This window comes from Streptomyces fagopyri (genome assembly GCF_009498275.1).
GTDB lineage: Bacteria > Actinomycetota > Actinomycetes > Streptomycetales > Streptomycetaceae > Streptomyces > Streptomyces fagopyri.
The window spans coordinates 4,933,591-4,956,442 of sequence record NZ_CP045643.1; the positions used below are offsets into that span (position 1 = coordinate 4,933,591).

Genomic DNA, 22,852 nt, shown 5'->3' on the forward strand with positions numbered 1-22,852 from the left:
TTCTCTCCAAGTCTTCCGTCGGCGGGTCCCTGACAACCAGGAAGTGGGCCGGAACGAGGGGTTCCGAATGGCCGGTTCCGTCAGCCGCGCCCGCGTGCCTCCGCCATCCGCTGCTCGGCGATCCGGTCGGCCGCGGCGGCCGGCGGAATCCCGTCCTCCTTCGCACGTGCGAATATGGCCAGCGTGGTGTCGAAGATCTTCCCGGCCTTCGCCTTGCACCGGTCGAAGTCGAAACCGTGCAGTTCGTCGGCGACCTGGATGACACCGCCCGCGTTCACGACGTAGTCGGGCGCGTACAGGATCCCGCGGTCCGCGAGGTCCTTCTCGACGCCCGGGTGCGCGAGCTGGTTGTTGGCGGCGCCGCACACGATCCTCGCCGTGAGGACCGGCACGGAGTCGTCGTTCAGTGCCCCGCCGAGCGCGCAGGGGGCGTAGATGTCCAGCCCCTCCACGCGGATCAGCGCCTCGGTGTCGGCGACGGCGGTGACGCCGGCCGGGTGCTTGTCCAGGATCCGCCGCACGGAGTCCGCCCGCACGTCCGTGATGACGACCTCGGCGCCGTCCTGGCGCAGATGGTCCACGAGGTGGTGGCCCACCTTGCCGACGCCCGCGACGCCCACCCTGCGGCCCCGCAGCGTCGGGTCGCCCCACAGGTGCTGGGCGCTCGCCCGCATGCCCTGGAAGACCCCGTAGGCGGTGAGCACCGACGAGTCGCCCGCGCCGCCGTTCTCCGGCGAACGGCCGGTCGTCCAGGAGCACTCCCGGGCCACGACGTCCATGTCGGCGACGTAGGTGCCGACGTCGCAGGCTGTGACGTAACGCCCGCCGAGCGAGGCCACGAACCGGCCGTAGGCCAGCAGCAGCGCCTCGCTCTTGATCTGTTCCGGGTCGCCGATGATGACGGCCTTGCCGCCGCCGTGGTCGAGACCGGCCATGGCGTTCTTGTACGACATCCCGCGGGAGAGGTTCAGCGCGTCGGCGACGGCCTCCTCCTCGCTCGCGTAGGGGTAGAAACGCGTCCCGCCGAGGGCGGGGCCCAGAGCGGTGGAGTGGATGGCGATGACGGCCTTGAGGCCGCTGGCCCGGTCCTGGCACAGCACGACTTGCTCATGACCCCCCTGGTCCGAGTGGAACAGGGTGTGCAGGACGCCGTCGGTTACGTCGGTCACTGTGGTGACTCCCAGGTAAGTAGCGGCGGTTGAGGACGGTGCCCGTGCGGATGGCGGGCGCCCGTGGGCACGAGGGTAGAGCCTGTGCCCGGTCACCATCCGCGCAGTGTTCAGGATCACCTTCTCCCGGAGTACGTTTCCGCACGGCCGTGGGACGATTTGCAGTGTTTTCCCGGTCGCTCGTGTGCCGGTTGAACACGTTCCCGTCCGGGTTTCGTGTTCGGCCCGATGGGGAGGGAGCAGAGGTGCCCAAGGTGTCCCCGGTGGTCGTCCCGTACGCGTCCTATCTGCGCGTCTACGAACCGCTGGCCGCCTTTGCGGAGCCGGAGCGCGGCCACTGGGCGCGCTATGCCCGGCGCGCGGAGCGTCCGTCGTACCAGGACGAACTGCGCCGCTCCCTGGCCGATTTGCTGCCGACGCCGCCGATCCCCGTGCCGGTGCACGAGAGCGCCGACGCGTTCGTGCTGGACGTCGACGGCGTGCTCTGTGTCTGTCCCTGGCGCACCCGGCTGCGGGGCTGGCAGGCGTTGGGGGAGCTGGCGGAGGAACTGCCGGCGTCGGTCCTGGACGCGGTGCTGCCCCCGCTCGTCCGCCGCCAGGCCGCCCTGGACCACGAGCGCTGGATGGCCCGCAACCCCGACGCCCGCCCGTGGATCCGCACCTCCACCTGGCAGGTGCCGCTGAACTGGTTCGTGCTCGTCTCCGACGAGGAGCGGGAGTACGAGAAGGGCGCGGGCGGTGACGGGGCGGCGCCGGTGCTGCGCTACCGGACACCGATGGTGCAGGCGCGCCGGCGGACCGCGCGGGCGCTGAAGACGCTCCGGGACACCCTCGACGAGGGGCCGCTCATCGACGGTCTGGTGGACGTGGGGCGCTGGCTGGAGGAGTTCCACCCGCGCTCGCTGGTCGAACTGGACTACGGCGGGCTGGTGCACGCCCTGCCGGCCGGGCATCTGGAGGACGACCACTCGGCGGCGGACGTCGCCGAGGGCATCGAGGCGCTGCGCAGCGGGGACGGGGCCGCCGCGGGCGAGGCGTACGGGCGGCTCGTGGAGCGCTGGCGCTCGGTCAGGGACCGGCAGTCCTCGAACTGAGGTCCAGCGGGTGATTCGGGTGATTCGGGTGGATCACGTGGGACGCGTGGGACGTGCGTGCCGTGCGGGGTGGGTGGGTCGCGCAGAACGGGCGGGACGGGTGCGTCGTGTGAGGCCGTCCGGGGCGTGTGACGCGTATCTCAGCCGACGGCAACCGAACTGACGTATGGTCCTCGCACGCCGAAGAGGTGCCACTGTGGGACGTAGTTCCTGACTACGGGACGTAGGTCCCGATCCGGTCTTTTGCGTCAAGGGCGTGTCAAGCGTGACGGATGGCACTTACCTGGCTCTTGCATCGCTTACCCCTCCCCGTGCCAAAATAGGACAAGGAGTCCGGGGAGGGCTCCTTCTACCCGTGTTTGGGTGGAATCTCCGCATTGCACGCTATGGGGGGTCTGGTGACTCCTGATCGCCCTGTGACTGATCGTCACAGTGTCGTGACTGTCCGCTATGGCATGGTCCATCGGCTTCCGTCGCTGATGAACACCTGGGAGGGCAATTCCATCGGTTTGGCCGACGCGGCTGGACGGATGGTGTAGTTGTAGTGCCGAGGACAAGCCGTTCGTCCTATAACCGACTCGACTCGCGTCCGCCATTTCGGGCAACGCGGGTCAAGGTGCAGAATTTAGAGGAAAGAACCGAGAAGGTTCGGTTCTCCCGAGGAGGCCGCTCATGACCGCTCGCACCCCTGATGCCGAGCCGCTGCTGACCCCGGCTGAGGTCGCCACCATGTTCCGCGTCGACCCCAAGACGGTCACACGGTGGGCGAAGGCCGGCAAGCTCACGTCCATCCGTACGCTCGGCGGGCACCGCCGCTACCGCGAAGCGGAGGTCCGTGCACTGCTCGCGGGCATCCCGCAGCAGCGTAGCGAGGCCTGAACAATTACATAATCGGGCAATTCGGCAGCTCCCCCAACCCGCCGAAAGGTCCGAACCACAGCTTCAAGCGACGCGGGTCCTGCCCCAACAGGGCTCCCGCCCGACCCAGTTCCACTCATGACAAGGGTGCGTCGTCGATCGCGCTGGACTCCGCCGGGTCCAGCGCGATTTTTTTGTGCCCCGACGGGGTCCCGGCCCGGCTCCGCCCGTGCTCCTGTGGTGCCCCGGGCGCGCCTCCTTGACGCCCTGTCCGGGCGCCGGCGGGGCGCGTGAGCGGAGGTGCGGAGGGTCTGTGAGCGGCCTTGCGCGAGTCTGGGGAGGGCTGTCGGATCTCCTGTGGGAGTCCTTGGCAGGTGGTGCAATTGCACATATTAAATTGACTAGTTGTAGGTGGGGTGTAAGTTTCGCTGTTCTGAAAACTTATGCGGTGACACCCGTCACATGCCAGAGTCCTTGTCGCTCATGACTCCTCTGCGCTAAAGGAGTTGGGGGGATGATGTATTCCCGGCGTCCCGGCGCAGGCACTGGAGTGGCTCTCGTCCTCGGCCGCCGTCTCGTCCTCCTCGCCGTGCGGGGCCGGTTCCATGGCCAGCCTCAGGAGCCGGTGGCAGATCGGGCAGTGCCGCGTCAGATGGCGGTATCCGGAGGCGGCCGACAGATGGGCGCGGAGCAGGGCGCGCGTCTCGTGCCGGGCCGATGCCGCCATGGGCCACCTCCAAGGGGTCGAGAGCCCTGGTTTCTGGGGTACCCGGGGAATGTGGCGCCGTCAAGACGCGGGAGCCCCGCGGACGGGGACGGGGTGGGGGTGCGGGGCGGTGTGGAGCGCGAGGGGTGCCGGACGTACGGGGGCGCCGGACGCGCCAGGGTGTGGGGCGCGCGAGGGCGCCGGACGCACGAGAGCCCGGGTCCGAAGACCCGGGCTCTCGTATCTACTGCGGTCCTGACGGGATTTGAACCCGCGGCCTCCACCTTGACAGGGTGGCGAGCACTCCAAACTGCTCCACAGGACCAGGTTTCGCAGCCACTGTTCGTGCGCTGTGCTGCGAAAAGAGACTGTACAGGAGGGTGAGCCCGGGGTCGAACTCACCCACCGTACGGGCCCCGTTACGGTGCCGCGGCGTCGATCGCCTTCACGATGCGCTTGTCGGAGACGGGGTACGCCGTGCCGAGCGCGTGGGCGAAATAGCTGACCCGGAGCTCCTCGACCATCCAGCGGATGTCCAGGACCTGTTGCGGGACCGGCCGGCCCTGCGGCATCTGCTCCAGGAGCCAGGCGTACTCGTCCTGCATCTCGTGGACCTTCTCCATGCGGGTGGTGTCCCGCTGGACGTTGGTCGGCATCTGCTGGAGCCGGCGGTCCGCCGCGACCAGATAGCGCATGAGGTCGGCGAGCCGCCGCAGACCGGTCGCCGTGACGAAGCCGGGCTTCACGAGGGCGTCCAGCTGCTTGCGCACGTCCGCGAGGTTCGCCAGCAGCACGGCGCTCCTGACGCCCTTCAGACGGCGCTCACAGGCCTGCCAGGCGGCCAGTACCTGCTGCACCTGACCGACTGTGCGCACCGTCGTGTCGACGATCTCGGCGCGCACCCTGTCGTACAGCTTGCGGTACGACTCCTCGTCCCACGCCGGGCCCCCGAAGTCGCCGATCAGCTTGTCCGCCGCGGCCGTCGCACAGTCGTCGAAGAGGGCCTGCACGGTGCCGTGCGGATTGGCGGACAGGGCGAGCTTCTGGGCGTTCGTCAGCTTGTCCGAGGCGAACTTGCCCGGGTTCACCGGGATGTTGCGCAGGATCAGCCGCCGGGTGCCCTTCCACATGGCCTGCGCCTGCTCGGCCTCGGTGTCGAAGAGGCGTACGGAGACCGTGTCGCCGTCGTCCACCAGGGCCGGGTAGGCCTTGACCGGCTGGCCCGCCCGGCGTGTCTCGAAGACGCGCGCCAGCGAGCCGATCGTCCAGTCCGTCAGGCCCGTGCGCTCCAGGGACTCGCCGCCCTCGCGCTCCGCCGTCGCCGCCGCGGCCTGTGAGATCGCCTTGCGGGCCTTCGGCTTCAGCTGAAGCTGCAAGGCCTCGAGGTCCTTGTCCTCGGCGAGCTTGCGGCGCCGCTCGTCGACGATCCGGAAGGTGATCTTCAGATGGTCGGGGACCCGGGACCAGTCGAAGTCGTCGGCGGTGAGCGTGACACCGACCATGCGCTTCAGCTCGCGGGCCATCGTCGTCGTGAGCGGCTCCTGGAGGGGGACCGCACGGTCGAGGAAGGCCCGCGCGACGTTCGGGGCGGGCACGTAGTTGCGGCGGATGGGCTTGGGGAGGGAACGGATCAGCTCCGTCACGACCTCCTCCCGCAGACCCGGGATCTGCCAGTCGAAGCCCTCGTCCGTCACCTGGTTCAGCACCTGGAGCGGGATGTGGACGGTCACGCCGTCGGCGTCCGCGCCCGGCTCGAACTGGTACGTCACACGGAACTTGAGAGGCCCCTGACGCCACGAGTCGGGGTAGTCGTCCTTGGTGACGGTCCCCGCCTTCTCGTTGATGAGCATCGAACGCTCGAAGTCGAGAAGCTCGGGCTCGTCGTGGCGCTTGTGCTTCCACCAGGAGTCGAAGTGCGCTCCGGACACGACGTCCGCCGGCACCCGCTGGTCGTAGAAGTCGAAGAGCGTCTCGTCGTCGACCAGGATGTCCCGGCGCCGGGCACGGTGCTCCAGCTCCTCCACCTCGGTCAGCAGCCGGCGGTTGTCGGCGAAGAACTTGTGGTGCGTGCGCCAGTCGCCCTCCACGAGGGCGTTGCGGATGAAGAGTTCGCGGGACGTCTCGGGGTCGATCCGCCCGTAGTTCACCTTCCGCTGGGCGACGATCGGTACGCCGTAGAGGGTGACCTTCTCGTACGCCATCACCGCCGCCTGGTCCTTCTCCCAGTGCGGTTCGCTGTACGTCCGCTTGAGGAGGTGCCCGGCAAGCGGCTCCACCCACTCCGGCTCGATCCTCGCGTTGACCCGCGCCCAGAGGCGGGAGGTCTCCACCAGCTCGGCCGACATCACGAAGCGCGGGGGCTTCTTGAAGAGCGCCGAACCGGGGAAGATCGCGAACTTGGCGCTGCGGGCGCCGAGGTACTCGTTCTTGCCGGTGCCGCGGCCGCTCTCGCCGCCGGTCTCCTTCACGTCCTTCATGCCGACGTGGGAGAGCAGTCCGGCCAGGAGCGAGACATGGACGCTCTGCTCGGCCGCGTCCTCCTCGTTCGGGTGGATGCCCATCTGCTTCGCGACCGTGCGCAGCTGGGTGTAGATGTCCTGCCACTCGCGGATGCGCAGGAAGTTCAGGAATTCCTGCTTGCACATGCGGCGGAAGGCGGAGGAGCCTCGCTCCTTCTGCTGCTCGCGGACGTACCGCCACAGGTTCAGGAACGCGAGGAAGTCGCTGGTCTCGTCCCTGAAGCGGGCGTGCTGCTGGTCGGCCTGCGTCTGCTTCTCGGAGGGGCGCTCGCGCGGGTCCTGGATGGACAGCGCCGCGGCGATCACCATCACCTCGCGGGCGCAGCCGTTCTTGTCGGCCTCCAGCACCATCCGGGCGAGGCGGGGGTCGACCGGGAGCTGGGCGAGCTTGCGGCCCGTCTCGGTCAGGCGCTTGCGCACGTCCTTCTGGGACGGGTCCAGCGCGCCCAGCTCCTGGAGGAGCTGCACGCCGTCACGGATGTTGCGGTGGTCCGGCGGGTCGATGAAGGGGAACTTCTCGATGTCGCCGAGGCCGGCCGCGGTCATCTGGAGGATGACGCTCGCCAGGTTCGTCCGGAGGATCTCCGCGTCCGTGAACTCCGGGCGGGTGGTGAAGTCGTCCTCGGAGTACAGGCGGATGCAGATGCCGTCGGACGTACGGCCGCAGCGGCCCTTGCGCTGGTTGGCGCTGGCCTGCGACACGGGTTCGATCGGCAGGCGCTGGACCTTGGTGCGGTGGCTGTAGCGGGAGATGCGGGCGGTGCCCGGGTCGATGACGTACTTGATGCCCGGGACGGTGAGGGACGTCTCCGCGACGTTGGTCGCGAGCACGATCCTGCGGCCGGTGTGGGGCTGGAAGACGCGGTGCTGCTCGGCGTGCGAGAGGCGGGCGTAGAGGGGGAGGACCTCGGTGAAGCGGTAGTTCTTCTTGGTGAGCGCGTCCGCCGTGTCGCGGATCTCGCGCTCGCCGGAGAGGAAGACGAGGATGTCGCCCTTGCCCTCGGCCTGGAGCTCCTCCACGGCGTCGGTGATCGCGGTGATCTGGTCGCGGTCCGCGTCGTCGCCGTCCTCCTCCAGGAGGGGGCGGTAGCGGACCTCCACGGGGTAGGTGCGGCCGCTGACCTCGACGATCGGGGCGTCGCCGAAGTGACGGGAGAAGCGTTCGGGGTCGATGGTCGCCGAGGTGATGACGACCTTGAGGTCCGGGCGCTTGGGGAGCAGCTGGGCGAGGTAGCCCAGCAGGAAGTCGATGTTGAGGGACCGCTCGTGGGCCTCGTCGATGATGATCGTGTCGTAGGCGCGCAGCTCGCGGTCGGTCTGGATCTCGGCGAGCAGGATGCCGTCCGTCATGAGCTTGACGAAGGTGCCGTCCGGGTTGACCTGGTCGGTGAAGCGGACCTTCCAGCCGACGGCCTCGCCCAGGGGGGTGTCCAGCTCGTCGGCGACGCGTTCGGCCACCGTGCGGGCGGCGATGCGGCGGGGCTGGGTGTGGCCGATCATGCCGCGGACGCCGCGGCCGAGTTCGAGGCAGATCTTGGGGATCTGGGTGGTCTTGCCGGAGCCGGTCTCGCCGGCGACGATCACGACCTGGTGGTCGCGTATGGCGTCGGCGATGTCCGACTTCTTCTGGCTGACCGGGAGCTGCTCGGGGTACGTGACGGTGGGCACGCGGGAGCGGCGCTCGGCCATGCGGGCCTCGGCCTTGGTGACCTCCGCCTCGATCTCGGCGAGCACGGCGGTCCGGGCCTCGGGCTTGCGGATCCGGCGCGCGCCCTCGAGCCTGCGGCCGATCCGGTGCGCGTCGCGCAGGGACAGCTCGGCCAGGCGGGGGGCGAGATCGCCGAGGGCGGGGGCAGGGTGCGTAGACATACGCGGTCCAGGATCTCACCTCGCCGAAATTCCTGGCGAACGGTTTTGGGTGGGTGGGGGCTGTGGCGGTGTCGGGGCTGTGGTGGGTGGGTCGGGGCCGTGCCGGTGTGTCGAGGCCGTCGCCGTTGGATCAGACGTGGGTCCGGGGTGGTGGACGCTGCTCGATCCGGGCGTGAGCGACGGCCTTGCGACACACCGGCACGGCCCCTTCCGTGCGTCGTCAGTCGTCAGCCGTCGGTCGGCAGCTGTCAGCTGTCGGTCGTCAGCCGTCGGTCATCTGTCATCGGTTGCCGGTGATCGGTCGCCCGTCGCGGTCGCGGGTGAGTGGCTGGGTGGAGGTGGTGGGTGGATCTTTGCTTGGGACGGGTCGGAGTGAGGGACCTGCGGGCGGTTGGTGCGGTCCCTTTTGTACGGCGGTGGGTTACGGGTTTTTGGGGGGTGCCGCGGGTGGTGCGGGAGGGGTCGGGTCCCGGCGGGTGGGGTCCGACTGGGCCATCGCCTGGGCCGTGTTGGAGACGGCCTTGATGCCCAGGTACGCCGTGGTCATGCTGCTGACGGCGGTGAAGGCCGCGGTGAGGACGCCGATGATGACGGACTTGTCGCCGTCCAGGCGCCAGACGCCGAAGATCGCCACGCCGGCGATCGCCAGATTGCTCAGGAGGACCGCCTGCAGTCCGTATCTGGCTCGGTAGCGCTCCAGGTCGAGTTCGCGCACCGGCGCCTGCCGCCTGGCCGCGGTCTGCGGCTTCGGCTCGCCCTTGAGTAACACCATGGGTTCCCTATCCCCGGACACCGCGTCCTGCACGGTGCATGCCAAGTTCAGGGGTGAACCATACGATGAAGGGCCCCGTCCGACCGGACGGGGCCCTTCATGTGGTGGCTGGGGCCGGGGTCGAACCGGCGACCTATCGCTTTTCAGGCGATCGCTCGTACCAACTGAGCTACCCAGCCACGAGGTTTCCTGGGAAACCTCAGCGGTCCTGACGGGATTTGAACCCGCGGCCTCCACCTTGACAGGGTGGCGAGCACTCCAAACTGCTCCACAGGACCAAGCTGTTGCGTGCGACGCGTGAACAGTGTCGCACACGGTGTTGCGTGCCCCCAACGGGATTCGAACCCGTGCTACCGCCTTGAAAGGGCGGCGTCCTAGGCCGCTAGACGATGAGGGCTATCGGCCCGCCTGGGCGCTTCCTCAGCGCGTCGGGGACGTGAGAAGCATATGGGATGGCGGGAGGTATCGCCAAAACGGTTTACGGGGTGGTGCCGGAAGGGCTGGAGGAGAGAGGAGGAGGGGGAGAAGTGGGAGGGGGAGAGGTGGGGGCGCCGGGGTGGTTCTCCTTCGGGAGGTGGCGGCTGACCTCGGCCGTGGTGAGGCCGAGGCCGCCCAGTTTGATCTCGTCCCAGGCCTGGAGGCGGCGGGTGTCCCGGTCGACGTAGAGGACCGAGGCCTCGATGGGATCCGGGTAGGTGCCCTCGATCGCGCGCAGACCGCTGCCGCCCGTCGAGCCCTCGACGCGCAGCCGGGTGCCGTACTTCATGACCTCGGTCTGCTCGTGGTGCAGGTGGCCGGCCAGGACCAGGGGCACCTCGCCGTCCGTCAGCCGGGCCGCCGAGGGTTCGTGGGCGACGGCTATGTCGACGGGCGTGCCCGCCGCGCGCTGGTCGCGCAGGGACGAGGCGAGGCGCGCGCCGGCCAGTTCCTCCGCCGCGCCGCCGCCGGGCGCGGTCGAGCGGTCGGGGGTGAACTGCGGGTCGCCGATGCCCGCGAAACGCAGGCCCGCGACCGTGAGCGCGCGCCCGTCGTCCAGGACGTGCGCGTTCTTCAGGTGTTCCAGATGACGCTGGGTGAGGCGGCTGTCGTGGTTGCCCCTGACCCAGACGTAGGGCGCGCCCAGGTCGGCGATCGGGTCCAGGAAGCCGTTCTCGGCCGCCGTGCCGTGGTCCATGGTGTCGCCGGAGTCGACGATCACGTTGATGTCGTACTGCTTCACCAGCGACGCGACGATCTTCCAGCTCGCCGGGTTGAGGTGGATGTCGGACACGTGCAGGACCCGGATCGTGCTGGGGTCCGGTTCGTAGGCCGGGAGCGTGGAGGTGACGTCGTACAGCTTCGTCACGTTCGTCACCAGGCGCGCCAGTTCCTTCTGGTACACGTCGAATTCGCTGACGATGCTGCGGGCGTTGCCGACGAGGGAGGGGGCGGAGGAGAGCAGGCCCGAGAACTTCGGTTCCAGCACCGAGTCCGGGTTCCAGGTGGCGAAGGCCGTCGCTCCGGAGGCGGCGAGGAGGGTGAGGGCCAGGCCGCCGGCGGCGAGGGCGCGGCGTGGCCGCCGGTAGACCGCGAGGCCGAGTGCCGTGGCCCCGGAGACGACCGCGACGCAGGACCGTACGGCCAGGTCGAGGGTGCCGTGCTCGACGTCGTGCGCCACCTCGTCCTGGAGGCCCGAGAGACGCTCGGGGTGGTCGACCAGGGCCTGGGCGCGGACGGGGTCGAGCTGGTCGACGTTGACGTCGAGCCGGACGGGGGCGACGTGACTGTCGAGTTCGAGGGCGCCCAGCGGGGAGACGTTTATCTTCGTGCCGCCGGTCAGCGAGGGGCGCAGGGTCATCGTGGTGTTCATCGGGCCGACCGGGACGCGCACGTTGCCCACGATGAGCAGGCCCAGCCAGGCGCCGAGCAGGACGACGGCCGTCAGGCCGAGGGCCCTGGTGTACGGGGACGGCTGCTGGACCAGCTCCTGGGCCACGGGACGGACCCGGGGGGCGCGGCGGGCGGTGCGGCGGACGCGGCTGCCGAGGACGCTGCAGCGGCGGGCCAGGGCGGTCGCGGGGACGGATACGGCGGCGGGGACGCGGACCATTGGTCCCGTATGCCCAAGGGCGCGGGCGGGTATGCGGTGCGGCGCCGGGGGGCGGTCCTCCCGCCCCCCGGCGGGGCCCGGTGGCTCCGGTGCCGGGACGGCTCGGTGACCGTCTGTCCCGCCGACTCTCGTGGGGAGCGGTCGTGCCGGACAATGGCGGTGTGCTGGAGATGACGCGCGAGGAGTTCGAGGAACTGGTCGCCGAGTCGTTGGACCGGATTCCGCCGGAGCTGACACGGCTGATGGACAACGTGGCGGTGTTCGTCGAGGACGAGCCCGACCCGTCCGACCCGGGGCTGCTCGGGCTCTACGAGGGGACTCCGCTGACCGATCGCGGGGAGTGGTACGCGGGGGTGCTGCCGGACCGGATCACGATCTACCGGGGACCGACCCTGCGGATGTGCGCGACCCGGGAGGACGTGATCGCGGAGACCGAGGTGACCGTGGTGCACGAGATCGCCCACCACTTCGGGATCGACGACGAGCGGTTGCACGCGCTCGGATACGGGTGAGCCGTCCGGCGGGCGGGCGTCCTGCCGCGTGTCCTCTTGCGGGCGGCGGGAGTTGGGCAGGGGGACCCGCCGAACTTCCCCGGGCTCTCGGCAGCGATCGAGCAGGGGAGACCCCACCCGGAGGTGGCTGCCCGTGCGCGCCCTGTACGTACCCGTCCGTCTGGCCGCCACGGTCATCGTCGTAGCGGCCGCCGCCGGCTGCATGAGCGTGGGTGACGACGCGGGCCACCCCGAGCCCGCGCACTCCGCCGGGCACCACGGGGCCGGGGCACGGGGCGGGGGATCCGCGGGGGGCGGGGGCGGGGGCGGGTTCCACGGGGGGACGGGGGCGAAGGGGGGTGCCCCCGACCGGCCCGGCGAGTCACGGTCCGGGACGGCGTCCGCGTCGGCGTCGGCGTCGGGTGCGGCGAAGCCGTCCGGCGGAGCGAGCGGGAGCGGGGACGGGAAGGGCCGGCCGGCCGGGCCCGGTCCGTCCGGCGGTGTGCCGAGTCCCACACGCGCGACGTCCGATCCGACACCGCCGCCCCCGCCTCCGCCGCCGCCCTCGTCGCCGTCCCCCGAGCCGAGCACGGCGGAGCCGTCGTCGTCCGCGCACGAGCAGGCCACCCAGATGCTGAACCGGGAGCCGGCGCCGCGGGCCGGGGATCCGGTCCGGCGCAACCGGTGGTGGTGAGGACGCGAGCGGGCCGGTACGAGGAGGAGGCGGCGGGGCGGACGGGGAGCGGCGGGAGGAAGTGTCGGGCGAGAGACGGGAAAAGGGTGGGGTGAGGGGGCCGGGAATAGGTTCGGAGACGGGGATGTTCCTCTCCCTGTACGCGCCTGACCTGGCTCTTCGCGGTCAGTTTGCCTTCAGGGGTGAGGGGTGCGTATGGTAGTAGATCGTTTGATCCCATTTGCCCGGCGCCAACGCAGAGAGCGCCGCGTGGCGCGTACTCTCCCTTGCCGTGGCCGGACCGCATAGAGGCGGTCGATTGCGACTTCACGGAGTTTGGGCGCGTGCCGAAGAACTCCGGAAGGTTCGCATTTCGCATGTCTGTTTCCAGTACTGATCACGTCGTCGTGCCCGAGAACAACGAGGGCGACAACATCGAGGGCGCCCAGGCCGCTGTCGAGACCGTGGAGGCCGTCGAGGCCACCGAGTCCGCCGCTGCCGCCCCCGAGATCACCTTCGCCTCCCTCGGTCTGCCCGAGGGCGTCGTCCGCAAGCTCGCTCAGAACGGCGTGACCAGCCCGTTCCCGATCCAGGCCGCGACCATCCCGGACGCCCTGGCCGGCAAGGACATCCTCGGCCGCGGCCGCACCGGCTCCGGCAAGACCCTCTCCTTCGGTCTGCCGACCCTGGCGCGGCTCGCGGGCGGCCACACCGAGAAGAAGAAGCCGCGCGCCGTCATCCTCACCCCGACCCGTGAGCTGGCCATGCAGGTGGCCGACGCGCTCCAGCCCTACGGCGACGTCCTCGGCCTGAAGATGAAGGTCGTCTGCGGCGGTACGTCGATGGGCAACCAGATCTACGCCCTGGAGCGCGGCGTCGACGTCCTCGTCGCCACCCCGGGCCGTCTGCGCGACATCATCAACCGCGGCGCCTGCTCGCTGGAGAACACCCAGATCGCCGTCCTCGACGAGGCCGACCAGATGTCGGACCTGGGCTTCCTGCCCGAGGTCACCGAGCTGCTCGACCAGATCCCGGCCGGCGGCCAGCGCATGCTGTTCTCCGCCACGATGGAGAACGAGATCTCCACGCTGGTCAAGCGCTACCTGACCAACCCGGTCACGCACGAGGTCGACAGCGCCCAGGGCAACGTCACGACCATGTCGCACCACATCCTCATCGTGAAGCCCAAGGACAAGGCGCCGGTCACCGCCGCGATCGCCTCCCGCAAGGGCCGCACGATCATCTTCGTCCGCACCCAGCTGGGCGCCGACCGCATCGCCGAGCAGCTGCGCGACGCCGGTGTGAAGGCCGACGCGCTGCACGGCGGCATGACGCAGGGCGCCCGCACCCGGACGCTGGCCGACTTCAAGGACGGTTACGTCAACGCGCTCGTCGCGACCGACGTCGCCGCCCGCGGCATCCACGTCGACGGCATCGACCTGGTCCTGAACGTGGACCCGGCCGGTGACCACAAGGACTACCTGCACCGCTCCGGCCGCACCGCCCGCGCCGGCCGCTCCGGCACCGTCGTGTCGCTGTCGCTGCCGCACCAGCGCCGTCAGATCTTCCGGCTGATGGAGGACGCGGGCGTCGACGCCGCGCGTCACATCATCAACTCCGGTACGGCCTTCGAGCCCGAGGTCGCCGAGATCACCGGCGCCCGGTCGATGACCGAGGTCCAGGCGCAGTCCGCGGGCGACGCCGCCCAGCAGGCTGAGCGCGAGGTCACGCAGCTCACCAAGGAGCTGGAGCGCGCGCAGCGTCGTGCCGCCGAGCTGCGCGGTGAGGCCGACCGTCTGGTCGCCCGTGCCGCGCGTGAGCGCGGCGAGGACCCGGAGACCGCGGTCGCCGCGGCCGCGGAGGCCGTGGTCGAGCAGGCCGCGGCGGAGGCTCCCGCCGAGGTGCCGGCCGCCGTGTCCGAGCAGCCCGCGGAGCGTCCGGCCTACGAGCAGTCGCGTCCGCGCCGTGACGAGCGGGGCAACTACGAGCGTCGTGACAACGACCGTGGCGGCTTCCGCCGGGACAACGACCGTGGCGGTTTCAACCGCGACGACCGTGGCGCCCGCCGGGACGACCGTGGCGGCGACCGTGGTGGCTTCCGCCGCGACAACGACCGTCGGGACGACCGTGGCGGCCGTTCCTTCGAGCGTCGTGACGACAACCGCGGTGGCGGCTTCAACCGTGACAACCGTGGCGGTGGCTTCAACCGCGACGACCGTGGCGGCCGTTCTTTCGAGCGTCGTGACGACAACCGTGGCGGTGGCTTCAACCGCGACGACCGCGGTGGCCGTTCTTTCGAGCGTCGTGACGACAACCGTGGTGGCGGTTTCAACCGCGACGACCGCGGTGGCCGTTCTTTCGAGCGTCGTGACGACAACCGCGGTGGCGGTTTCAACCGCGATGACCGCGGTGGCCGTTCTTTCGAGCGTCGTGACGACAACCGCGGTGGCCACCGGGGCAGCGACCGTCCCTTCAACCGTGACCGTCAGGGCGACCGCCCCACGGGCGGCGGCTTCCGCTCCGGCGGCCACGACCGCCCGCAGGGCCGTCGTGACGACCACCGCACGACGGGCACCGGCACCGGCACCGGCTCCTTCCGCCGTGACGAGAAGCCGCGCTGGAAGCGCAACGGCTGACCGTCGCTGACCTGATCAACCGATGTGGCCCCCACCCGAGTTCGGGTGGGGGCCACATCGCTGTCCGGGCCCGCCTGCGGCGAAAAAACGCACGTTCGACGGTCAACTCTCTGTATGATCGGCCGACTTGCGTGCGGGGGATGCGGCGGCCGGGGGCCGGGCCGACATCTGGGACGGCTTTGCCTCTCCGCACTGTTCCGGGAGGGGACCCTTGCTTCACCATGCCTCAGTCCGACATGCCCGAGTGAGACGCGTCGCCGTCGCCACCGCCGCGTCGGCGGCGCTCGCCGGCGGTCTGATCCCGCTGCTGCCGGCGTCCGCGTCCGCGGTGGGGGCGGCTCAGGAGACGGTGGTTCCGGCCACGCAGCGGAGCACCTACACGTCGGCGGCGCTCTTCAACGGTTCGACCTACGGGGGGCACGACGGTGCGGGCGCGCGGGGGGTCTTCCACCGGCTGGAGGGATACTCCGGGCTGGTCTGGACGCGCTACGCGGACGGGGTGTCCGTACCGGTGAAGCAGCCGGCGGGCGTCCTCGGCACCTGGGGCACGGGCAGTGACGTCCTGGCCTACCGCTACGAGAACCGTCGGGTCGACCTGTGGGACGCCACCGACGGGTCCACGCGCACCGTCCAGCCGCCCGCGGGCATGGGCCTGTTCACCGCGTACGGCGATCTGGCGATCGGGTACCGCGTCGTCACCGCCGAGGACGGCAGGACCAGCAAGGAGATGCACCTGCTGTTCCCCGAGCCGGACGGCACGACACGTGACGTGCCGGTCACCGGACTGCCCGCGGGGCTCCAGTTGCTCTCCCCGCGGGGCGGGGACTCCGACGGACTGCTCTTCGACGCGTTCCAGGACGGTCGGTACCGGGCGGTCATGGTCGACCGGCGGACGGGGCAGGTGAGTGGCATGACCGCACCGCGCTCCGAGGTCTACCTGGACGCGCAGGTCACTCCGGAGCACGTCGTCCTGTTCAACGCGGGCGAGGCGAAGGTTCTGGTGCTCGGGCGGTCCGATCTGTCGGCCGCGCCCACCGAGGTCACGCTGGACGGCGGGAGCGGCGTGAACCCCGCTCAGGACCTCGCCGTGGTCGGCGACTGGCTGGTCCACCGGCCGAGCGGCGGGACGACGGTGACCGCCGTCCCGGTCACCGGCGGGCCCGCGGTGACCGTGCTGCCCGTGTCGGACCCGTACATCTCCGCCGTCCCGGACGGCACCGCAGTCGCGATGGGCCGTACGGCCTCCGGGGACTGGGGCATCCAGCGGATCCACGCCGGTGACGACGGCAGGCCCGTCGTCACCCCCGTCAAGCCGCTGCCCAAGCCGCCCGCCCGGGTTCAGGGGATCTCCCTCGACCAGGGCCGTCTCGTCGTCACGGACACCAGCAGGAACGGAACGCGGGACGACTACGCGCGGACCGTCGCCGTGACCGGAAGCCCCGAGTTCGGGGAGCGTGCCGACTTCACCCCGCGCCTCGCGTCCAACGTGGTGTTCGGCTCCTGCGCGACCGACGGCGAGGCCTGTGCGCCGCTGCACGGCACGGCCGACGGCCGGATCGTCTGGCTGGAGCACGGGTCGGCGACCGAAGAGGTGCTTCGGGCGAACGGTCCCACGGCGGCGGGACTGTGGCAGCGGAGCGTGCCCGCGGGCGGCCGGGTCACCGATGTCTCGGGCAGGTACGTCCTCCACACCACCGCCGACAAGCAGTACGTGTACGCGATCGGCGACGACGGCGCCCCCGTGGTCACCCGCGCCCCCGGCGCCGCCGCCCTCTCCGGCAACGTGCTCTGGACGCCCGGCGCGACGCCCGGCACCGTCACCGCGTACGACCTGAGCGCGAAGAGGACCGTCGAGACCCTCACCACCGACGCGGGCTGCGCGCCCACCGAACTCCAGGCACTCGGCCGCTGGATCTACTGGACCTGTGACGGCAGGGCCGGAGTCTTCGACCGGACCACGAAGCGGTCCGTGGCCGTGCCGGCGGACGAGGCGAAGCTCGGCGACGGGTACGTCGTCACGCACGACAGGCGGGCCGGGAAGCTGACGCTCACGACGGTCGCCGGCGGCGGCGCCGAGAGCAGGGTCATCGGCGATCTGCCCGACACCGGGGTCTCGCAGCGGGACGTGCGCTGGACGGTCGACGAGTCCGGGGCGAACGCCGCGTACGTGGACGACCAGGAGCGCGTGCACCTCGTGCCGTCGGGCGTGCCGCAGCAGCCGCTGGGCCTGCTGTCGCCGGCCGCGAACGCGTCGTCCGTGCACGCGCGCACCAGCGACGCCACGCCGGACACCCTGACGACCCTGCTGCTGTCGAAGCCGGCCGCGAAGTGGGACCTGACGGTGCGCAGCCGCGCCACCGGCAAGGTGTACGACGACGGCCGCGACGGAGGCGCCGCGCGCGGTGAGCTGAACGTCGGCTGGTCCGGTGACGATCCGGCGCTCAACGGCGACACCTCCCTGCCGGACGGCTCCTACGACTGGACCGTGTCCGTCACGCCCGCGGACGGTGTCGGCGGGCCGCTCCAGGTGCGCGGCACCGTCCGGTTGAAGGGCGGCAGCCCGGTGCGCCACGACCACGTGGGGTCCGACGGGCAGCCGGACGGTGTCGGTGACCTGCTCACCCTCAACTCCTCGGGCGGTCTGACCTTCCAACAGGGCGACGGGAAGGGCGCGTTCGCCGGGAAGGTCACCGGCGGCGGCTGGTCGGCGAAGACGGTCGCGGTGCCGTTCGGTGATCTGAACGGCGACCGCTGCAACGACGTCCTGGTGCGGATGAGCGACGGGTCCCTGCGCGGCTACAAGCCGTCGTGCGGGACGGCGCCGGCTTCCTCGACGTCGTACAAGTCGCTCGGCACCGGCTGGAACGCGTACGACGTGCTCACCTCGCCCGGTGACCTGACCGGTGACCGGCGGGCCGATCTGCTCGCGCGCAAGGCATCGACCGGCGACCTGTACCTGTTCGCCGCGAAGAGCGACGGAACGCTCGCCGCGGGCAAGAAGATCCGTTCCGCGTGGACCGGCTACACGAAGATCGTCGGTGCCGGGGACCTGAACGGCGACGGGATCGGTGACCTCCTCGCCCGCGACAAGGCCGGGACGCTGTACCGCTACAGCGGCACGGGTACGGGGCTGTTGAAGGACCGGGTGAAGGTCTTCTCCGCCTGGGGGGCGTCCTACAACGCGGTCGTCGGGGTCGGCGACATCACCGGCGACGGGAAGAGCGACCTCGTCGAACGCGACACCGCGGGGAACCTCTACCGCAACGCCGGCACGGGGACCGGGTCGTTCGGGTCGCGGGTGAAGATCGCCGGCGGCTGGCAGGGCTACAAGGGCCTTTTCTAGCCAATCCCGCGTCTTGATCGGTGCATGTCGAGCCCCCGGTGAGGGAATCGCTGGGGGCATGACAGATGACGCCAGGACGAGTGGGCTGTCGGACGAAGAACGGCTTGCCCAGCTCGGCTATACGCAGGTTCTCGCCCGCCGCATGTCGGCGTTCTCCAACTACGCGGTCTCCTTCACGATCATCTCGGTGCTCTCGGGGTGTCTGACGCTTTATCTGTTCGGCATGAACACCGGCGGCCCCGCCGTGATCACCTGGGGTTGGGTCGCGGTCGGACTGATGACGCTGTTCGTCGGGCTGTCGATGGCCGAGATCTGTTCGGCCTATCCGACGTCGGCAGGGCTGTACTTCTGGGCGCACCGGCTCGCCCCCGAGCGGTCCGCGGCGGCCTGGGCGTGGTTCACGGGGTGGTTCAACGTCCTCGGGCAGGTCGCGGTGACCGCGGGCATCGACTTCGGCGCGGCGTCGTTCCTGGGCGCCTACCTGAACCTGCAGTTCGATTTCGAGGTCACGCCGGGCCGGACGATCCTGCTCTTCGCGGGCATCCTCGTCCTGCACGGGCTGCTCAACACCTTCGGGGTACGGATCGTCGCCCTCCTCAACGACATCAGCGTGTGGTGGCACGTGCTGGGCGTCGCGGTGATCGTGGGCGCCCTCGCCTTCGTGCCGGACCACCACCAGTCCGCCTCCTTCGTGTTCACGCACTTCGTGAACAACACCGGGTGGGGCAGCGGTGTGTACGTCGTCCTCGTCGGCCTGCTGATGGCGCAGTACACGTTCACCGGGTACGACGCCTCCGCCCATATGACGGAGGAGACACACGACGCGTCGACGGCCGGTCCCAAGGGCATCGTGCAGTCCATCTGGACGTCGTGGATCGCCGGCTTCGTCCTCCTGCTCGGCTTCACCTTCGCCATCCAGTCGTACGACAAGGAGCTGGGCTCGGCGACCGGCGCGCCGCCGGCGCAGATCCTGCTCGACGCGCTCGGGGCGACCGCGGGCAAGCTCCTGCTGCTGGTCGTGATCGGCGCGCAGCTGTTCTGCGGGATGGCGTCGGTGACCGCCAACAGCCGCATGATCTACGCCTTTTCGCGCGACGGGGCGCTGCCCTTCTCCCGCGTGTGGCACACCGTGAGCCCGCGCACGCGCACACCGGTCGCGGCGGTGTGGCTGGCGGCGCTGGCGGCGTTGGTGCTGGGGCTGCCCTACCTCATCAACGTGACCGCGTACGCGGCCGTGACGTCGATCGCCGTGATCGGGCTCTACATCGCGTACGTCATCCCGACGTTGCTGCGGCTGCGCAAGGGCGAGGCGTTCGAACGGGGGCCGTGGCACCTGGGCCGCTGGTCGCGCGCGATCGGTGTCGTCTCGGTCGTCTGGGTGGCCGTCATCACCGTTCTGTTCATGCTGCCGCAGGTCTCCCCGGTCACCTGGGAGACGTTCAACTACGCCCCGGTCGCGGTCCTCGTGGTCCTGGGTTCGGCGGCGGCCTGGTGGACGGCGTCGGCCCGCCACTGGTTCCTCAACCCCGACCACGCCCGTAACCGGGCCCGTGAGGCGGCGCGCAAGGGTGCGCCCGAACCGGTCGATCCGTAGCCTTGGGCGCGATCGGTCCCCGGCCGTGCGCGCCTTCGGCGTGGCCGGGAGACCGATACCCGATCGGAGTCCCGGCCTCGTCCGGCTATGCTCGGGGATGCGTCGGCGCGGGATGGATGCGGGCCGGTGCGTGGACCCTTAGCTCAATTGGCAGAGCAGTGGACTTTTAATCCATTGGTTGTGGGTTCGAGTCCCACAGGGTCTACCGACGAGCCCCGGACCGGAACGCTTCCGGTCCGGGGCTCCGGTGTGTCCGGGGCGGCCGGGCTCAGCCCGCCGTGAGCTCCGGCAGCGAGAGCGTGTGCTGGGTCTGGAGGACCTTGGCGCGGAGGTAGCGCACGTTGTGGGCCGTGGTGAAGACACCCGTGGGCACGCGGTGGGAGACCTCGATACCGAGGTCGCGGAGCTGCTCGGCCTTGTCGGGGTTGTTGGAGAGCAGGTCGAGGGAGCCGATGCCGAGGGCCCGGAGCATCTGGGCCGCCGCGGTGTAGTCGCGGTCGTCCTCGGGCAGGCCGAGGGCGGCGTTGGCGGCGTAGGTGTCGAGGCCCTGGTCCTGGAGGGCGTACGCGTCGAGCTTGTTGTAGAGGCCGATGCCGCGGCCCTCCTGACGCAGGTACAGGAGCACGCCGCCGCGTTCCGCGATCCGCTCCACCGCCTCGCGCAGCTGGGGTCCGCAGTCGCAGCGGGCCGAGCCGAAGACGTCGCCGGTCAGGCACTCGGAGTGCAGCCGCACCAGCGGGGTCGCGCCCGCGTCGCCGATCACGACGGCGAGGTGTTCGCGGCCGTCGGTCAGACCGTGGAAGGTGACCAGCTCCGCGTCGACCGAGTAGCCGTCGCCGAAGCGCAGGGGCACGGCGACGCGGGTGCGCACCGTGGCGGTGGGGAAGTCGCGCATGTTGTCTCTCCGGTCCAGCGGGTCGGTGGCAGTGGTTTCCCGGCGGTGTGTTTCATATTTGAAGCACAGTCTCGGAAAGCGACCGTACATGATGCTTTAAAGTTCAAGCAACACTTTCGGGGGAGACGCGCCGACCGCGGCCCGGCCGCCTCCCCCGTCCGCGCGTCCTCAGGAGGAACGCCGCCGCCATGGCAGATCTTCCCCCTGGATCCCGGGCCCGTCCCCCTGGATGCCGTGGATGACGCTCGCGCAGATCTCCTCCAACTGCCCCACCTGCTCCGGGGTCAGCCGGTCGAAGAGCGCCGTGCGCACCTGCTCCACATGTCCGGGCGCCGCCCGTTCGAGAACGTCCATGCCCTCGTCCGTGAGGACCGCGACATGACCGCGCCGGTCCGTGGGGCAGCCCTCGCGGCGCACCAGGCCGTCGTTCGCCAGCCGGGTCACGCCGTACGTCAGCCGGCTGCGGGTGATCTTCAGGACCTCGGCGAGGTCGGTCATCCGCAGCTGCCGCTCCGGGGCCTCGGACAGCATGGCCAGGATGGAGTAGTAAAGGTGGGGCATGCCGGCCTCCGCCTGGAGCTGCCGGTCGATCGTGTCCTCCAGGAGCGAGGCGGCGGCGACGTACGAGCGCCAGGCGCGTTGCTCGGCGGGGGTGAGCCAGCGGGTCGTCATGCCGTCAGTCTAGGTATTGTTTAAAACTTGAACCACTACTGAACGCCCATCTGAGTCACCAGCAGCACCAGAGCGCAGAGCTCGGAGCCGGAGGCAGCGTCCCATGCCCCATCCCTACGTCCTGTTGTCCGCCGCCGTCTCTCTCGACGGCTTCCTGGACGACACCGGCCCCGAACGGCTGCTGCTCTCGGGTCCGGCCGACTTCGACCGGGTCGACGAGGTGCGGGCGTCCAGCGACGCCATCCTGGTCGGCGCGGGCACGATCCGCTCGGACAACCCCCGGCTCCTCGTCAACTCCGCCGAGCGGCGGGCGGCCCGGGTCGACGCGGGCCGCCCCGCCTACCCGTTGAAGGTCACCGTCAGCGGGTCCGGGGACCTCGACCCCGACGCGCGGTTCTGGCACACGGGCGGCGAGAAGATCGTCTACACCACGGACAAGGGGGCCGCACGGGCCGCCGACGCCCTGCGCGGTCCGGCCGTCGACGTGGTCTCGACGGGGGCCGAACTGGACTGGCGCACCGTGCTCGAACACCTTTACGGCGTTCGGGGGGTGCGACGCCTCATGGTCGAGGGCGGCGGACGGGTGCACACCCAGCTCATGGGCCAGGGCCTGGCCGACGAGCTGCAGCTCGCCGTCGCGCCGCTCTTCGTGGGCCAGGCGGACGCGCCACGGCTGTTCGGACCCGGGGGATACCCGCCCGGGCGGATGCGGCTGGTGGAGACCCGGGCGGTGGGAGACGTCGTCCTCATCCGCTACGTCCCCACGGCACCCGGCACCGGTGCGCTCGCCACCGCCGCGGACCGGCGGTGGCTCGGCGTGGCGTGCGAGCTGGCCGCGCTGTGCCCCCCGTCACGGACCGCGTTCAGCGTGGGCGCGGTGGTGGTGGCCGCGGACGGCACCGAGCTGGCCCGCGGACACTCGCGGGAGGGGGGAGACCCGGTCGCCCACGCCGAGGAGGCGGCACTCGCCAAGATCGCCGCCGGGGATGCGCGGCTGGCGTCCGCCACCGTCTACAGCAGCCTGGAGCCCTGCGCCCGGCGGGCCTCGCGGCCCGCGCCCTGCGCCCGGCTGATCCTCGACGCGGGGGTGCGCAGGGTGGTGACCGCCTGGCGGGAGCCGGACACGTTCGTCGCGGGCGCGGACGGAAGCGGGCTGCTGGCGGCCGCGGGGGCGGACGTCGTCGTGCTCCCGGAGTTCGCCGAGCGGGCCGAGGCGCCCAACCGGCACCTTCTCGGCGCCGGCTAGCGGAGGGGTTCCCGCGGCCGGGTCGCCCGGCCGCGGGCGTCGCGGTCGGGGGTCGGGGGGCCTGCCCGTGGGGCGTGCGTGAACGGGTGTGCTCGGGGGGTCGAACATGGCGTACACTGGTGTCAACGACGCGGGGTGGAGCAGCTCGGTAGCTCGCTGGGCTCATAACCCAGAGGTCGCAGGTTCAAATCCTGTCCCCGCTACTGAAGGCCAAGGGCCGGAACTC

14 protein-coding genes and 6 tRNA genes are annotated in these 22,852 nt (G+C 70.7%); 9 read left to right on the forward strand and 11 right to left on the reverse strand.

Going from position 1 to position 22,852, the window contains the following annotated elements; all coding sequences use genetic code 11:
- Positions 1–80: 80 nt before the first annotated feature.
- Positions 81–1,169 carry a Leu/Phe/Val dehydrogenase gene (locus GFH48_RS21255; RefSeq protein WP_153289772.1) on the reverse strand — a complete coding sequence of 363 codons (1,089 nt, stop codon included), beginning with the start codon at positions 1,167–1,169 and terminating at the stop codon, positions 81–83.
- Between the two features lie 245 nt (positions 1,170–1,414).
- Here GFH48_RS21255 and GFH48_RS21260 point away from each other — a divergent pair, with 245 nt between their 5' ends.
- Positions 1,415–2,263 (forward strand): hypothetical protein, encoded by an 849-nt coding sequence (locus tag GFH48_RS21260; protein ID WP_153289773.1) that lies wholly within the window; start codon positions 1,415–1,417, stop codon positions 2,261–2,263.
- A gap of 672 nt (positions 2,264–2,935) precedes the next feature.
- Positions 2,936–3,142, forward strand: coding sequence for a developmental transcriptional regulator BldC (bldC, locus tag GFH48_RS21265; protein ID WP_003949541.1), 207 nt, complete (start codon positions 2,936–2,938; stop codon positions 3,140–3,142).
- Positions 3,143–3,602: 460 nt separating this feature from the next.
- Here the strand turns inward: bldC and GFH48_RS39255 are convergent, their stop codons facing one another.
- The 8 genes from GFH48_RS39255 to GFH48_RS21305 all read right to left on the reverse strand — a co-directional run bounded on the left by GFH48_RS39255 (position 3,603) and on the right by GFH48_RS21305 (position 11,076).
- The gene (locus GFH48_RS39255; protein ID WP_153289774.1) at positions 3,603–3,848 is read right to left on the reverse strand and encodes a DUF6274 family protein; all 246 of its coding nucleotides are present in this window, start codon (positions 3,846–3,848) and stop codon (positions 3,603–3,605) included.
- A gap of 229 nt (positions 3,849–4,077) precedes the next feature.
- Positions 4,078–4,152: transfer RNA gene (locus tag GFH48_RS21275), tRNA-Asp, on the reverse strand.
- Positions 4,153–4,246: 94 nt separating this feature from the next.
- Entirely contained in the window at positions 4,247–8,215 is a 3,969-nt protein-coding gene (gene hrpA / locus GFH48_RS21280; RefSeq protein WP_153289775.1) for an ATP-dependent RNA helicase HrpA, read from the reverse strand.
- Between the two features lie 421 nt (positions 8,216–8,636).
- Entirely contained in the window at positions 8,637–8,987 is a 351-nt protein-coding gene (locus tag GFH48_RS21285; protein WP_228120776.1) for a hypothetical protein, read from the reverse strand.
- A 102-nt stretch (positions 8,988–9,089) separates the two neighbouring features.
- Positions 9,090–9,166, reverse strand: a tRNA-Phe gene (locus tag GFH48_RS21290).
- Between the two features lie 24 nt (positions 9,167–9,190).
- Positions 9,191–9,265 (reverse strand) — tRNA-Asp (locus tag GFH48_RS21295).
- Positions 9,266–9,311: 46 nt separating this feature from the next.
- Positions 9,312–9,384 (reverse strand) — tRNA-Glu (locus tag GFH48_RS21300).
- A gap of 81 nt (positions 9,385–9,465) precedes the next feature.
- Entirely contained in the window at positions 9,466–11,076 is a 1,611-nt protein-coding gene (locus GFH48_RS21305; protein ID WP_153289776.1) for a metallophosphoesterase family protein, read from the reverse strand.
- 161 nt (positions 11,077–11,237) lie between these two features.
- Between GFH48_RS21305 and GFH48_RS21310 the strand changes: the two genes are divergently transcribed.
- The 5 genes from GFH48_RS21310 to GFH48_RS21330 all read left to right on the forward strand — a co-directional run bounded on the left by GFH48_RS21310 (position 11,238) and on the right by GFH48_RS21330 (position 20,018).
- Complete coding sequence (locus GFH48_RS21310; protein ID WP_194280875.1) at positions 11,238–11,588, forward strand: metallopeptidase family protein; 351 nt, start codon at positions 11,238–11,240, stop codon at positions 11,586–11,588.
- Positions 11,589–12,617: 1,029 nt separating this feature from the next.
- Positions 12,618–14,876 carry a DEAD/DEAH box helicase gene (locus GFH48_RS21315; RefSeq protein WP_194280631.1) on the forward strand — a complete coding sequence of 753 codons (2,259 nt, stop codon included), beginning with the start codon at positions 12,618–12,620 and terminating at the stop codon, positions 14,874–14,876.
- A gap of 244 nt (positions 14,877–15,120) precedes the next feature.
- The gene (locus GFH48_RS21320) at positions 15,121–18,219 is read left to right on the forward strand and encodes an FG-GAP repeat domain-containing protein (RefSeq protein ID WP_153289778.1); all 3,099 of its coding nucleotides are present in this window, start codon (positions 15,121–15,123) and stop codon (positions 18,217–18,219) included.
- A gap of 58 nt (positions 18,220–18,277) precedes the next feature.
- A complete protein-coding gene (locus GFH48_RS21325; protein WP_153289779.1) occupies positions 18,278–19,813 on the forward strand; it encodes an amino acid permease in 1,536 nt (511 codons plus the stop codon).
- A 132-nt stretch (positions 19,814–19,945) separates the two neighbouring features.
- A tRNA-Lys gene (locus GFH48_RS21330) sits at positions 19,946–20,018 on the forward strand.
- Between the two features lie 63 nt (positions 20,019–20,081).
- Here GFH48_RS21330 and GFH48_RS21335 read toward each other — a convergent pair.
- Both GFH48_RS21335 and GFH48_RS21340 read right to left on the reverse strand, forming a co-directional pair.
- Positions 20,082–20,708, reverse strand: a complete 627-nt coding sequence (locus GFH48_RS21335) for a GTP cyclohydrolase II (RefSeq protein ID WP_153289780.1) — start codon at positions 20,706–20,708, stop codon at positions 20,082–20,084.
- Positions 20,709–20,876: 168 nt separating this feature from the next.
- Positions 20,877–21,380 (reverse strand): MarR family winged helix-turn-helix transcriptional regulator, encoded by a 504-nt coding sequence (locus GFH48_RS21340; protein WP_153289781.1) that lies wholly within the window; start codon positions 21,378–21,380, stop codon positions 20,877–20,879.
- 103 nt (positions 21,381–21,483) lie between these two features.
- Between GFH48_RS21340 and GFH48_RS21345 the strand changes: the two genes are divergently transcribed.
- Together GFH48_RS21345 and GFH48_RS21350 are read left to right on the forward strand one after the other, a co-directional pair.
- Positions 21,484–22,626 carry a dihydrofolate reductase family protein gene (locus tag GFH48_RS21345; protein ID WP_153289782.1) on the forward strand — a complete coding sequence of 381 codons (1,143 nt, stop codon included), beginning with the start codon at positions 21,484–21,486 and terminating at the stop codon, positions 22,624–22,626.
- A 129-nt stretch (positions 22,627–22,755) separates the two neighbouring features.
- Positions 22,756–22,829, forward strand: a tRNA-Met gene (locus GFH48_RS21350).
- The last annotated feature ends 23 nt before the right edge of the window (positions 22,830–22,852 follow it).